Origin of the sequence: Pseudomonas laurylsulfativorans (assembly GCF_002906155.1) — a bacterium.
GTDB lineage: Bacteria > Pseudomonadota > Gammaproteobacteria > Pseudomonadales > Pseudomonadaceae > Aquipseudomonas > Aquipseudomonas laurylsulfativorans.
In genome coordinates this window covers 231,606-244,748 of the sequence record NZ_MUJK01000002.1, presented here as the reverse complement: position 1 = coordinate 244,748, position 13,143 = coordinate 231,606, and the positions used below count along the sequence as shown (strand labels likewise).

At 60.4% G+C, this 13,143-nt stretch carries 13 protein-coding genes and 3 pseudogenes; 6 read left to right on the top strand and 10 right to left on the bottom strand.

Annotated features, from left to right (window positions below; all coding sequences use genetic code 11):
* Positions 1-4: 4 nt before the first annotated feature.
* From B0D71_RS07435 to B0D71_RS07425, 3 genes are read right to left on the bottom strand one after another with little or no spacing between them, the layout of a single operon-like run.
* Positions 5-331, bottom strand: coding sequence for a DUF3325 domain-containing protein (locus tag B0D71_RS07435; protein WP_103394214.1), 327 nt, complete (start codon positions 329-331; stop codon positions 5-7).
* Positions 332-1,912: a PepSY-associated TM helix domain-containing protein gene (locus tag B0D71_RS07430; protein WP_103394213.1), complete on the bottom strand. Its 1,581-nt coding sequence runs from the start codon at positions 1,910-1,912 to the stop codon at positions 332-334.
* The gene (locus B0D71_RS07425) at positions 1,909-2,214 is read right to left on the bottom strand and encodes a DUF3649 domain-containing protein (RefSeq protein ID WP_103394212.1); all 306 of its coding nucleotides are present in this window, start codon (positions 2,212-2,214) and stop codon (positions 1,909-1,911) included. Before B0D71_RS07425 ends, B0D71_RS07430 begins: the two co-directional genes overlap by 4 nt.
* Positions 2,215-2,351: 137 nt before the next feature.
* Here B0D71_RS07425 and B0D71_RS07420 point away from each other — a divergent pair.
* Together B0D71_RS07420 and B0D71_RS32330 are read left to right on the top strand one after the other, a co-directional pair.
* Positions 2,352-2,471, top strand: a pseudogene (locus B0D71_RS07420) (sigma-70 family RNA polymerase sigma factor); the annotation flags it as partial.
* A pseudogene (locus B0D71_RS32330) lies at positions 2,470-2,592 on the top strand (hypothetical protein); the annotation flags it as partial. The pseudogenes B0D71_RS07420 and B0D71_RS32330, both read left to right, overlap by 2 nt.
* A gap of 146 nt (positions 2,593-2,738) precedes the next feature.
* Here B0D71_RS32330 and B0D71_RS07415 read toward each other — a convergent pair.
* Both B0D71_RS07415 and B0D71_RS07410 read right to left on the bottom strand, forming a co-directional pair.
* Positions 2,739-3,146, bottom strand: coding sequence for an HPF/RaiA family ribosome-associated protein (locus tag B0D71_RS07415; protein WP_007970346.1), 408 nt, complete (start codon positions 3,144-3,146; stop codon positions 2,739-2,741).
* 213 nt (positions 3,147-3,359) lie between these two features.
* Entirely contained in the window at positions 3,360-4,307 is a 948-nt protein-coding gene (locus B0D71_RS07410; RefSeq protein WP_103394211.1) for a LysR substrate-binding domain-containing protein, read from the bottom strand.
* Positions 4,308-4,442: 135 nt separating this feature from the next.
* Here B0D71_RS07410 and B0D71_RS07405 point away from each other — a divergent pair, with 135 nt between their 5' ends.
* Positions 4,443-5,819: an L-serine ammonia-lyase gene (locus tag B0D71_RS07405; RefSeq protein ID WP_103394210.1), complete on the top strand. Its 1,377-nt coding sequence runs from the start codon at positions 4,443-4,445 to the stop codon at positions 5,817-5,819.
* A gap of 310 nt (positions 5,820-6,129) precedes the next feature.
* Entirely contained in the window at positions 6,130-6,447 is a 318-nt protein-coding gene (locus tag B0D71_RS07400; protein ID WP_103394209.1) for a DUF3509 domain-containing protein, read from the top strand.
* On the opposite strand, the gene B0D71_RS07395 is transcribed toward B0D71_RS07400, so the two are convergent.
* A complete protein-coding gene (locus B0D71_RS07395) occupies positions 6,444-6,944 on the bottom strand; it encodes a phosphate-starvation-inducible protein PsiE (protein ID WP_008000650.1) in 501 nt (166 codons plus the stop codon). The two genes, B0D71_RS07400 and B0D71_RS07395, sit on opposite strands and share 4 nt — an antisense overlap.
* Positions 6,945-7,219: 275 nt before the next feature.
* Between B0D71_RS07395 and B0D71_RS07390 the strand changes: the two are divergent.
* Positions 7,220-7,459, top strand: a pseudogene (locus B0D71_RS07390) (YebG family protein); the annotation flags it as partial.
* A gap of 186 nt (positions 7,460-7,645) precedes the next feature.
* Here B0D71_RS07390 and B0D71_RS07385 read toward each other — a convergent pair.
* The gene (locus B0D71_RS07385; protein WP_103394207.1) at positions 7,646-8,665 is read right to left on the bottom strand and encodes a Glu/Leu/Phe/Val dehydrogenase family protein; all 1,020 of its coding nucleotides are present in this window, start codon (positions 8,663-8,665) and stop codon (positions 7,646-7,648) included.
* A gap of 182 nt (positions 8,666-8,847) precedes the next feature.
* Between B0D71_RS07385 and B0D71_RS07380 the strand changes: the two genes are divergently transcribed.
* A complete protein-coding gene (locus tag B0D71_RS07380; RefSeq protein ID WP_103394206.1) occupies positions 8,848-9,651 on the top strand; it encodes a SirB1 family protein in 804 nt (267 codons plus the stop codon).
* A 116-nt stretch (positions 9,652-9,767) separates the two neighbouring features.
* On the opposite strand, the gene maiA is transcribed toward B0D71_RS07380, so the two are convergent.
* The 3 genes from maiA to hmgA are packed head-to-tail and all read right to left on the bottom strand — an operon-like array spanning position 9,768 to position 13,028.
* Positions 9,768-10,403 (bottom strand): maleylacetoacetate isomerase, encoded by a 636-nt coding sequence (gene maiA, locus B0D71_RS07375; RefSeq protein WP_103394205.1) that lies wholly within the window; start codon positions 10,401-10,403, stop codon positions 9,768-9,770.
* 12 nt (positions 10,404-10,415) lie between these two features.
* Complete coding sequence (gene fahA, locus B0D71_RS07370) at positions 10,416-11,720, bottom strand: fumarylacetoacetase (RefSeq protein ID WP_103394204.1); 1,305 nt, start codon at positions 11,718-11,720, stop codon at positions 10,416-10,418.
* A gap of 3 nt (positions 11,721-11,723) precedes the next feature.
* Positions 11,724-13,028: a homogentisate 1,2-dioxygenase gene (gene hmgA / locus B0D71_RS07365; RefSeq protein WP_103394203.1), complete on the bottom strand. Its 1,305-nt coding sequence runs from the start codon at positions 13,026-13,028 to the stop codon at positions 11,724-11,726.
* Between the last annotated feature and the right edge of the window lie 115 nt (positions 13,029-13,143).

The window sequence follows — 13,143 nt, the reverse complement described above, 5'->3', positions numbered from 1 at the left end:
CGGATCAATACTGCGCAAACAGAGTAATCGGGCTGGCCAGCAGACTCAGCCCGGCCAGGGACAAGACCAGACGCGGACGGTGTGGCATCAGTAAAACCAGGAGCAATGCACTGAGCATCAGCTCGGCGAACCACTGCACCACACCCAGACCCCAACCTGCCGCCACCACTGCCGCCCACAACGACAAACCCAGCGAAAGCCAGCCGAGCAGTTTCAGGCCGAGGCGCCGACGCGGTGTCGGTTTATGCCCAAAAAGATCGGCGTGATGCCGGTCCATCGATAAGCACAGCGCGGTCAATCCGGCGTAACAGAGCAAGGCGGCGAGCAACATTCAGTTCGCCTCCTGTTCAAGCGCCATCGATGGCGGGCGTTGTGCGTTGACGGCTTGAGTCATTCCCGAACGCCGTATTTTCCAGGCCGCCCAGGCGAAAAACAGACCGCCGGCCAGACATGCCAGATCGAACCCGGCCATGCTCCAGTCGCCTTGTGCCAGGGTTACCCCCAGATGAAACGGCGTGGTCAGGGCGTTCAGCACCGGCACCGCGCCAAACAGCAACGCTGCCAGCGCCAGTTGCTCGACCCACGCCGCACGGCCCCGACGGAACATGGCGTGCAACAGGCTCAAGCCCCAGACGATAAAGAAGCCGTTGACCTCCCAATCTGCCCGCCCGGCCATGGTCACCGGCAACAATCGATTGGCCCAGAAGAAAGTCGCCACCGCGAGCATCAGCCCCGACATGCTGGCGATGTTCAGCACCTCTACCAGCCGCAGTTCGAAAGGCATCACAGCGCTTTTGGCGTGTTTGAGTTGACGCTTGCCAAGCCAGACCACCAGCCCGGTGCCGATCATGGCCGTGCCGGCCAGGCCGCAGATGAAGTACAGCCAGCGCAACACCGGGCCGGCGAAATGGCCCATGTGCAAACCGAAAAAGCTGCCGGCGAAAGCGACCAGCAGCGTACGCTCCGGCGTCGCATCCAGTTGCTGACCCGTTACGCCATTGAAGGTCACGGAGCGGCCGAAATCGTGAACCACACGGTCAGCCCCATCGAACGCCATGACGACCGAAGCATTGGCATCGCCAGGGTGGTTCACCGTCACTTCTGCTATCCGGCCACCCGCTCTGAGCCGGCTCGCCTGCTCCAGTAACGGCGCCAGGGACAGCAATTGAGCCGGGTTGTCCACGGCTGGCGGGATTGCGGATTCAGGCAACACCTCCTGGTAAAAGGTCTGGGCGTCGCCCTTGTAAACCGCCAGGATGCTGGCCGGCATCACCATCATCATGAAAATCACCAGGCTGCTGTAGGTGATCATCAAGTGAAACGGCAACACCAGCACGCCCACCGCGTTGTGCCCGTCGAGCCAGGAACGCCGGCCTTTGCGCGGACGGAAGGTGAAGAAGTCCTTGAAGATTTTCTTGTGGGTGATGATGCCGCTGATCAGTGCCACAAACATCAACATGGCAGCGAGGGTCGCCAACCAGCGCCCCCACGGATAGGGCATCTGCAACTGGAAGTGAAAGCGGTAGAAGAATTCGCCGCCCAGGGTCTCGCGGGGCTGCACGACCGCGCCTGTGAGCGGATCGAGGCGCTGTTCACTACGCGGGCCGCGCGCTCCCGGTTTGTCGGGCGCCTGCTCCCAGTGCACCGACAGGCCAGGATTGCGGGCACCAGGCAGTTCAATGAGCCAGCGCGAGGCGCCGGCTGCGTGTTGCTGAAGATAGTGTTGAGCCACGACCAGGCTGGTCTCGGCGGGTACGGCTCGAAACGGAATTTCCGGCTGCATCCAGTGCGACGTTTCGTCCTTGAAGTAAGCCAGCGTGCCAGTCAGGAAAATCGCGAACAACAGCCAGCCAAAAATCAACCCCGCCCAGGTATGCAACCAGGACATCGACTGGCGAAAGCCCTCTTTCATGAATGGCCCACCGCGTACGCCAACCCGACCAGCGTTGCCAGCATCAGCCCCGGCACCATCAGACCGAACCAGGCTCGCCACGCACTGCAACAGGCAAAGCACCAGATCACGGCCAGCAAGTACACCAGAAACGAAGTCATCATCCCGATCACCACCGCTTCGGCGCGAGCAACCGGCAGCCAAAGGCTGAGGCTGACACTGGTCAGCGCCGCGATGAGGTAACCGCCGAACACGGCAGCGAGCACCCGCGAAGCGACCGCCAATCGGTAGGAAACGGGAAGTGTGCGCAGTTTGGTGTTCATGTTTCGACCTGGAAACCGGGTGAGGCCACAACAGCGTCAGGGCCGGCAAGCCAGCAATATTAATGATAAATATTCTCATACGCAAAAGGATCAGATGAATTCCGCTCCGGATCACCGATTGCCGGAAGCAGGTCCACACCACCATCGCCAAGCGTGTGCTGTTCAATCACTACCGCCGCCAAGACCTGGAACGCGCTTACCTTGACGCCCTGGCACAGATGCCGGAAGCCGTGGTGCCGTCCGAGGAAGAAAAAGCTGATCTCCGGGACTTATCCACTGGACGATAGCGAGCGGACTCTTGACCTGCTGGAAATCAGCTTGTCCGTGAAGGTGAGGCGTTTTACGCGGTATTGGGTGACGGTCGAAGCAAAAGCCTGACTAAGACACAGCAAAATTTTTGTGGCGAGGGGGCTTGCCCCCTCGCCACAGGATTTCGGTGAGTCTTGAGCTCAGTGAGTCCTGAAACCAAAACGGGCCTGCAATGCAGGCCCGTTCTCATGGGAAGGTAAAAAGTGAATCAGGTGTCAGCCGTTAAGCGCCGCCTGTTCGTTTTCCAGAAACTCCTCTTCCAGCAGCTGGTCAGCATGGGCGCCACTCTCGATGGGCACCACATTGGCTCGTTTGCCGCGTAACTTGCCGAACATATGCTCCAGCGCATGTTCAAGTTTGGTTGCCGCTCCGTCGATCGCCTGCTCCATGGTGGAGGCTTTATGGGTGACGGAAACCGGTTGATGGCCTTTTGGCCGCGCCTCCAGTTGGCAGCGCATGTCATGGGGACCCGGCTTGTCGCCGTTCTCGTCCCGCAGATGAACCTCAACGCGTGTCAGGTCCTCTTCGTAGCGTTCGAGCGTGCTCTCAATGGTCGTACGTACCCACTCCTCCAGTCGTTTACTGCCTTGAATATGGTTATCGCTATTGACTTGGATTTGCATAGTTCATCCCTTATTTCAGCTAGCTCGCGAGAGGCCGGTCAGCTAAGCCCTTGGGCGTCATCACCGTGACCTCTTACTTACACAATCGGTCTGTACGCTGAACAATTCAACCCCTGAAAAAAGATAAATTTTCCTACGCAAAAAAACCGGACAACGAGCAAAAGCGCTGTTAAGGTCGGGAGTTGGGTCGCCCTGCTCTTACGTAATAATTGCTCACATTTGCCGCTCCCCCAACGGGTGCAAGCTGCGAAAAGCACCCGCCTCCTCGACCAACCAATCGTGCACCGCGCGCACACCCGGATGGCTCAACGCCCCAGGTGCGTAAAGCAACATGTAGCGCTTGTGGTTCGGCACTGCCAGGCCGAAAGGCACGATCAACGCCCCACGTTCCAGTTCGTCGTTGAGTAGCGTTCGTCGGGCAATCGCCACCCCCATCCCGGCGATGGCCGCTTCGATCGTCAGGTGATTGCGATTGAAGGTATGCCCGCGCCGCACATCCGCGCCCTCGAAGCCGATGGCATTGAGATAAAACTCCCACTCCGCGTACTCGTAGCTGCCGCGCCAGGCGGTGATGTCGTGAAGCAAGGGAAAATGCATCAGGTCTGCCGGACCATGCAGCGGCGGCCGACCACGCAACAGACTCGGCGCGCACACCGGAAAAATCTGCTCATCGAGCAAGGCTGTGGATAAAAGGCCCGGGTAGCTGCCGTCGTTCAAGTCGATCGCCAGATCGAAGTCGCCTTCATGCAAAGGCACGCTGCTGTCCTCGGCCACCAGGCGTAGCTGGATGTCCGGAAAGCGCTGTTGCAGACGCGGCAGGCGCGGCGTCAGCCATTTGCTCAGGAACGAAGGAATCGAACGCACTCGCAGAATCCCGCTGATCATGCCCGCATCCAGTCGTCGCAATTCCGCGTCGATGCTGCCAAAGGCCTCGTTGACGGTGATGGCCAGACGCTGGCCCTCGGCACTCAACTCCACTCCGCGGGCGCGGCGATGAAACAGGCGAAAGCCCAGGCGATCTTCCAGCTGGCGGATCTGCTGGCTGACTGCCCCCGGTGTGATGTGCAGTTCTTCGGCGCAACGGGTGAACGACAGGTGCCGCGCGGCACAGGCAAACACGTTCAACCAGACATAAGTCTGGGCGTGCAATTGACGGCTCATCGTTTAGTCCTGCTAAAGGATGTCTTAGGAAGTTTCGTTGGTCACGTAGGACCTTGACGGGCAGTATCGCCGACATTGCGCTTGTCCTACAAAAATGGCGGCGATTCCTCTTCCATTGCTTGTATAGGCTTTAGCATGGCTATCAGTGTTTTCGATCTCTTCAAAGTCGGCATCGGTCCGTCCAGTTCCCATACCGTCGGTCCGATGCGTGCCGCCGCGACCTTTGCCCAAGCGCTGGTCGATCATGGTTTTCTGGCTGACGTGCGACGAGTGGAGATTCGCCTTTACGGCTCTCTGTCGGCGACCGGCGTCGGCCACGCAACGGACCGCGCCTGCGTCATGGGATTGATGGGCGAATGGCCCGACAGCATCGACCCCACTACCATTGACAGCCGAATCAACACTCTGCGCGAAACTGGTCAGTTGCTTCTGGCAGGCGTTGCGGACATTGCCTTCGATTGGCAACGCGATCTCCTGCTGCTCGACGAGAGCCTGCCCTACCACCCCAATGCCATGTCCCTGACAGCCTTCGGCGAAACCGGTGAACTGTTCGAGCAAACCTATTACTCGGTGGGTGGCGGCTTCATCATCGAAGCGGCCGAAGCCGAGTCGGGTATCGCACCGGCTGGCGATGTGGTGCTGCCCTACGACTTTTCCAGTGCCGCCGAGCTGCTCAAGTTGTGCAACGAGCACGGGCTGCGGGTGAGTGAACTGATGATGGCCAACGAACGGGCATGGCGTGGTGATGCCGAGATCCGCCAGGGCCTGCTGCATATCTGGTCGGTGATGCGTGAATGCGTCGAGCAAGGCTTGCGCCACGAAGGCATCCTGCCCGGCGGTCTGAATGTTCCACGCCGAGCGGCGAAACTGCATCGCAGCCTGCAGGAAATCGGCAAGCCGAATGTCATCACCTCTACCTTGTCAGCGATGGAATGGGTCAACCTGTACGCCCTTGCGGTGAACGAGGAAAACGCCGCTGGCGGGCGCATGGTCACGGCGCCGACCAACGGCGCGGCGGGGATCATTCCGGCGGTACTGCACTACTACATGAAATTCAATGCCGATGCGTCTGACGACGATGTGGTTGCGTTTTTCCTCGGTGCCGCTGCCGTTGGCATCCTGTGCAAGAAAAACGCATCGATCTCCGGGGCCGAGGTTGGCTGTCAGGGTGAAGTTGGCTCCGCCTGCGCCATGGCCGCAGCCGGCCTGGCCGAGGTGCTGGGCGCCACCCCTGAGCAGTTGGAAAACGCCGCCGAAATCGGCCTGGAACACAACCTCGGCCTCACCTGCGACCCGGTTGGCGGACTGGTTCAAGTGCCCTGCATCGAGCGCAACGCAATCGCCGCCGTGAAAGCCATCAACGCCACGCAAATGGCCCTGCGCGGCGACGGCCAACACTTCATTTCCCTGGATCGAGTGATCCGCACCATGCGCGACACCGGTGCTGACATGCACGACAAGTACAAGGAGACGTCACGGGGTGGGCTGGCGGTGAACTGGGTGGAATGTTGATCGCTTTGGAGGCACGTCGAGGTTTATTGCCCTGAAACGTGCAGAAAACGCGGCCCCCTGTAGGAGCGAGCTTGCTCGCGAAAAACCAGAAGGCACCGTGGGGTGTCTGGGTTTAAGCGTTATCGTTGACGACCATCGCGAGCAGGCTCGCGCCTACAGAACGTGTTTTTTGTCCGACAATTTTGTCGGCATGCCCCTTGCTACATCCTGATTGGAACAATGATGGCGAGATGGCCGGTGGTCTGGCATTGCGAACCAACCCGATCACGGCCGGTCAACAACTGCACGTTCAATCAGGCGGTGACGCATCATGGACAACCCTTTCCAGCTCATTACCGATGCCTTTGCAGCGGATTACCAGATCAACCTGAGCATCCAGGGCCTGGACGGCAACATCATGCTGACCCTTTCCAACAGTGGCCGCATAGTGGCCAAACGCATGATCAGCGCCGAACAACGCAATGACCCGCAACGTCTCAAGCGTCTGGTTCAAAGCATTCAATTCGGCATTGCGATCGAACAGGGCCACAGCGCCGTGGCCATCCTCGAAGCCATGACCGATGGCGGCACGCGCAGCCTGCCGCCACCTCCAACCAAAGGCCGCCCCCGACCCGCCATGGGGCTTTAAAGCTCGCCCTTTTCGACTTCCGGATGTTCACTGGAGCCCGCACCTGTTTTGCGGTGTGGGTTCTCGATCTTCACCGAAGGAAACTGCGACGAAGCGTAACGCACCACCAGAATCGCAAACGCCAGCAGCAGAATCCCGCCGCACAGGTAGATGATCCCCAGGTCCGGCGGGTTGTGGTGCGAAACGTTGGAAATCAGCAGCCGCGTCAGCGCGGTGATCGCCACGTAGATCAGGAAGCGCACGGGCATGTGGTTGGTCTTGAAGTAAATCCCGACCATCGCCCCCAGTTCCAGGTAGATGAACAGCAGCAAGATGTCATCGATCTTGATGTGCCCCTCTTCGATCATCCCGAGAAACTCCATCACCGCTGCCCACGCGGTCACCGCACCAATGGCGAACAGCGCCAGGTAGTGAAAGGTTTCGACGAACAGATTGCCCAGTGACTCGGCCAGTTCATGCACGTTCTGCCGCAGTTTTTCGGCCCAGTTGATTTTCACGATGATGCTTCCTTAGGTCGATTCGACCGGATGATGCGGGTTTGACGTGACGGTTTTCTGCATGCAGAAAAAAGGCCAGCCCATGATGGCGAGCTGCTCTGGATTGCGCGCCGTGGCGTTTGGTCGCACCTTCGTGGCGCCTCACCTGACAAATGCCGAAACCGGTCTACATTAAAAAGCCACTACCCAAAAGACAGGGTTTCGCTTATCCTTTAGCTGTATATAGATACAGTAGTCGAAGTCGACAACCAATGTGAAGGCATGTGAGGTGGTGAATGGCCGTCGAAGTGGTATACCGCAGCAGCCGAGATCTGGAGCGCTTGTTCATGGATAAAGCCGAAGCTGACCGTCATGACAAAATGCTCGAGCTGGCCGAATTGCTGGCTGAAGTGTTGCAAAAAGCCGTTCCGTCCCTGACCGAGCAGCAAGTGGAAGAAGCCGGGATCTACATGGCGAAGAATCGCGATGTATTCGCCAAGGCGTTCAAGAGCCAGCCGGACGCCCTGTCCGAACTGCTCAGCGCACCGGTAGAAGTCGCAGAACCCGTCGCTGTGACCGAGGTCGTTGAAGCCGCTGAGCCAATTGCCCCGGCCAAACCTGCCAAGGCTCCCAAAGCCGCCAAGTAAGCAAAACGCAAATTGAACAGGCCCTGAGTCGAATGGCTCAGGGCCTTTTTCATGCCTGTGGAAAACCCATCGGACTCACCGGTACAACACTTTCTCTGCCAACTGATCGGCCACTCGTGCCGGGGAGCGCTTTTCCGCCTGGGCGTGGGCGAACACCTCGGTCAGGCGCGAGCTGATTTTCGACAGGTGCGCGGTGATGGTCGACAGTTCTTCACCCCGGTGCTTGAGCGACACGTAGATCAGCCCGCCAGCGTTAATGACGTAATCCGGTGCGTAGAGGATGCCGCGACGCTCCAGTTGGTCGGCGACGTCCAGGTGCGTCAGTTGATTGTTCGCCGAACCGGCCACCGCCGAGCAGCGCAATTGCGACACGGAATGGCTGTTGAGTACACCGCCCAACCCGCAAGGCGCGAGGATGTCGCACGGTGTGCTGAGCAGCGCATCGTTGGCAATCGGGTGCGCGCCGAGTTGCTCCATGGCCAGTTGCACCTTGCCGTGATCGATGTCGCTGACCAGTAGTTCGGCACCGGCGGCGTGTAGCTGTTCGGCCAAGGCATAGCCGACATTGCCCAAGCCCTGGATAGCTACGCGCAGACCTTCGAGGTTGTCGCTGCCGAGCCGGGCCATGGCGGTGCTGCGGATGCCGGTGAACACACCCATCGCCGCATGCGGCGCTGGGTCCCCCGCCGAGGTGGTGCTGGTGACGTGCTGGGTCTGTTGGGCGATGCAATCCATGTCCGCCACGGAAGTGCCACTGTCGATGGCCGTGATGTAGCGACCTTCGAGCTGTTCAATGCAGCGTCCGAAGGCTTCGAACAGTGCCGCGCGGTTTTCCACATGGGCCGGGCGCACGATCACCGCCACACCGCCGCCCTGGGCCAGGCCAGCCAGCGCGGCTTTGTAGCTCATGCCTTGGGCCAGGCGCACCGCGTCCTCGACCGCTGACTCGTCGCTGGGGTAGGCAAGGTAACGACAACCCCCCAGGGCAGGCCCCAGTCGGCTGTTATGAATGGCAATGACCGCCTTCAACCCGGTGACCGAGTCAACGCTCAGATGCAGCGATTCAAGGCGAGTGCTTTGCATGAGAGCGAACATCGTAAGGCTCCCGAATCACTTCTTGTAGACGCCAGTATAGGCCTGCGCCCAAAAATTGCAGAAGCGCACAGGAATAAGCACAGCCACGAAACAGTCTTTCGGAAATATCCTGTATTGGACCTGCGCGGCACTGGACGAATGCCGGAGAGGGGGCTAAAACGAGGCATTGCCCGGAGATTTTGATGACCCCGCGCCAATCGTTTTTTGCCTGTTTGCAACGTTCACCGCCCGCACTGTTCGAGGCGGCGCTGTGGATTGCGGTCGAACATGACAGCGAAGTGAAGCCGCAGGCGCTGCTGGCCGATTTCCAGGCGTTGCAACAAAGGGTCAGCGGCGGATTGCCGATGTTGCCGGTCAGCGAACTGGCCCAGCCGCTGCTGCGGCGCATGAACGACCTTGGCTTCGCCCAGGACGACTTCACCCCCTTGCGCCCGCAAGTGGCGCTGCTCGACAAAGTACTGGAACGTCGACGAGGGCAACCCTTGACGCTGGGGCTGATTGCACTGGAGTTGGCCAGGGGCCTGGAGATTCCCATGGTCGGGGTCAACTTCCCCGGGCATTTCCTGCTGCGGGTGCCGGGCGCCGACCACTTGCTTGATCCCTGCGGCGGCCGTCGCCTCTATCCGAACGATTGCCGGGAATTGTTGCACCGCCAGTACGGCCCGAACATGAAGCTCAGCGCCGAGCACCTGGAAACCGCCGAACCAGTGCAGATGCTGCAACGGCTGTCGCGCAACCTGCGCCTGCTGTACCTGTCCCACGACGATTTCATCAATGCCTTGATCGACGCCGATCGCGTCCTGGAACTGGGTAACGCCAGTGCTGCCGACTATCTGGCCCGGGCCAGCCTGTACCAACGGCTGGACTGCCCGAACGCCGAACGTTTCGACCTTGAGCATGCGCTGCTGCTCAGCGACGATCCGATCCAGCGTATTCGCCTGACGGAACGGCTGGGGCATCTGCCGCCGAACGCCATCGTTCACTGATCACAAAACCCGTGTGGGAGCGAGCCTGCTCGCGAAGAGGGAGTGTCAGTCAAATCAATGTGACTGACAGACCGCTTTCGAGCAAGCCCGCTCCCACATAGGGACGGAGTGAGTCGTTATGGGGTGTCTGGCTGATTCGCCGGATGCGCCTTGATGAATGCCGGATGCGTTGCGGCCAAGGCCGCCACTCGCCGGATTCGCGGGTAAGCCTCCATGGAAACGTTGAAACGCTCGGCCGCGTACAACTGCGGGATCAAGTAGACGTCCGCCAACCCAGGCTCGGGGCCGAAGCAGTAACCGTCATCGCCGATCAACTGCTCCACCGTCGCCAACCCTTGGCCGATCCAGTGGCCGATCCACTCCACCACCTGCGGTTCGTCGTGGCCCGACTGGCGCAGCCGATTGAGCACGCTGACGTTGTGCAGCGGGTGCACATCGCAGCCGATCACCGCCGCCACGCCGCGCTCGTGAGCGCGGGCAGCCAGGTCTCTGGACAGCAGTGGCACCTGTGGATAACGCTCCTCCAGGTACTCGATGATCGCGGGAGACTGGATCAGTAACTCGCCTTCATCGGTGCGCAAGGCCGGCACACGGCCCTGCGGGTTGATACCCAGATAAGGCGACTGCCGATGCTCGCCGCCCTGCGGCGCGATCAGGTTGACTGGCAAGGATTGATAATCCAGCCCCTTGAGCGCCAACGCGATACGCACCCGGTACGATGAAGTCGAGCGGTAGTAGGTATAGAGTTCCATGCCCTGCTCCTGTCAGCGCGCCGGCAGCACTTTGCCGCGGCATTCGCCGAAGCCGATGGACGCGAACCCCTCGCGGCGGCAACGTCCGCGCAGGATGATTTCGTCGCCGTCTTCCAGGAACTTGCGCACCTCGCCCGAGGCCAGCTCGATCGGTTTTTTACCGCCCTCGGTAATTTCCAGCAGGCTGCCGAACTGACCGTTCTCAGGCCCGGACAGCGTGCCTGAGCCGAACAGATCACCGGCCTGCAATTGGCAACCGTTGACGCTGTGATGCGCGACCATTTGCGCCACGGTCCAGTACATGTGCTGGGTGTTGCTCAATGTCAGGCGATGGGCCGGCAGGTTCTGCTCGCGCATGGCCTCGGTGAGCAGCAGCACTTCCAGTTCGATGTCGAATGCGCCAGCGGCCTGATCGCGCTTGTCGAGCAGATATGGCAGCGGCTGCGGATCGCCTTGCGGACGCGCAGGCTGGGCACGACGGAATGGCTCCAGCGCTTCGGCGGTGACGACCCACGGCGAGATGCTGGTGATGAAGCTTTTCGACAGGAACGGCCCCAGCGGCTGGTATTCCCAGGCCTGGATGTCCCGAGCGGACCAGTCGTTGAGCAGGCAGAAACCGGCGATGTGATCGGCGGCGTTGCCAATGGCAATCGAGTCACCCATGTCGTTGCCCTGACCGATCCAGATACCCAGCTCCAGTTCGTAGTCCAGGCGCGCGCAAGGACCGAACGTCGGTTCGCTCTGACCGGCCGGCAAGGTCTGGCCTTTCGGGCGGCGCACATCGGTACCGGACGGGCGAATGGTCGACGCACGACCGTGGTAGCCGATGGGCACGTACTTGTAGTTCGGCAGCAGCGGGTTGTCGGGGCGGAACAGTTTGCCGACGTTCTGCGCGTGCTCGATGCCGACGTAGAAGTCGGTGTAATCGTTGATTTTCGCTGGCAGGTGCATCTCGCAATCCGCCGCCAGCGGCAGCAGTTTCGCGCCCTGGGCTTCGATCTTGCCATGCAGGGTGCTGTGCTCGGCGAACAGTTCCAGCAAACGCTCGCGCAACGCGACGCGAGCCTCGCGGCCCAGTTCGAAGAACGCATTCAACTGGCCGTCACGGGTCGCTTCGACGGCAGCCTTCGCGGCGCCATCGAACAACCCGGCTTCCAGGGCCGCTTGCAGATCAAAGATGTGTTCGCCGATGGCCACGCCGCTACGCGGTCCCAAGCCGTTGCGGCTGAATACGCCCAACGGCAGGTTTTGCAGGGGGAAATCCGCATGGCCGTTGGCGGAAGCAACCCAGCTGCGAGTGATGGAAGTCTGCGTCATGGGTTATCTCCGGGTCGGGTCGAAAGTGGCGGGCAGCGTAGCCCAGCAGGCATCGTAAGTGTTTTGCAGTTGCGGGCAATCGAGGGCGAAACGGCTTGGGCGCAACACCTGGCTGGTCTCGAACATGAACGCCATGGTGTTGTCGATTTTCGCCGGTTTGAGGTCAGCGTTGATCGCTTTGGTGCAGGTCTCTCCGTCGGGACCGTGGGCGCTCATGCAGCTGTGCAACGAAGCACCGCCGGGCACGAAACCTTCAGCCTTGGCGTCGTATTCGCCCTGGATCAATCCCATGAATTCGTTCATCAGGTTGCGATGGAACCACGGCGGACGGAAGGTTTTCTCGGCCACCATCCAGCGCGGCGGAAAGATCACGAAGTCGAGGTTGGCCAGGCCATGGACGCTGGTCGGCGAGGTCAGCACGGTGAAGATCGACGGATCGGGGTGATCGAAACTGACGGTGCCGATGGTGTTGAAACGGCGCAGGTCATATTTGTACGGCACGTTGTTACCGTGCCAGGCGACCACGTTGAGCGGCGAATGATTGAGCTCGCACGCCCACAACTGACCGAGGAATTTCTGCACCAGCGTGGTGGGTTGTTGCAGGTTCTCGTACGCCGCCACCGGGGTCAGGAAGTCCCGCGGATTGGCCAGGCCATTGCTGCCAATCGGCCCCAGGTCCGGCAGGCGCAATGGGGCGCCATGGTTTTCGGCGACATAACCGCGGGCTTGCGGGTCGAGCAGTTCGATGCGGAACTTGAGGCCGCGTGGCAGTACGGCAATTTCCAGCGGTTCCAGTTCAAGCGCGCCGAGCTCAGTGGCAATGCGCAGGCGCCCCAGTTCAGGCACCAGCAACAGCTCACCGTCGGCATTGAAGAACACGCGCTCCATGGAACGGTTGGCGCGGTAGTTGTAGATGCTGATTCCGGCCGGTTTCTCCGCGCCCGAGTTGGCGGCCATGCTCACCAGACCGTCGATGAAATCGGTCGGCTCGGCGGGAATTTCCAGCGGGTTCCAGCGCAGACGGTTCGGGGTCACTTCACCCAGCGGACCGCCGGCTAGTTGCCGGTCCAGTTTGACGAATGCCGGGTGATTGGCCGACGGCTGAATGCGGTACATCCAGGTCCGCCGCGCCTCACTGCGCGCCATGGTGAAAGCCGTGCCGGAGAACAGTTCGGTGTAGAGACCATACGGGGCTTTTTGTGGAGAGTTCTGGCCGACAGGCAGTGCGCCGGGCAACGCTTCGCTGCTGAATTCGTTGCCGAAACCTGACAGGTAAGCCAGCGCTGGCGTCGTTGAATCGGGGTTCATGGAGCCTCCTGAACAGGGAGTCGGCAATGCCGGTCACTCTTTGGATGAGTTCGTGGCCTGCCCGGGTTATTTTTATCGTAATTCAATTACGCATAACGTAATTTGATTGGTATTG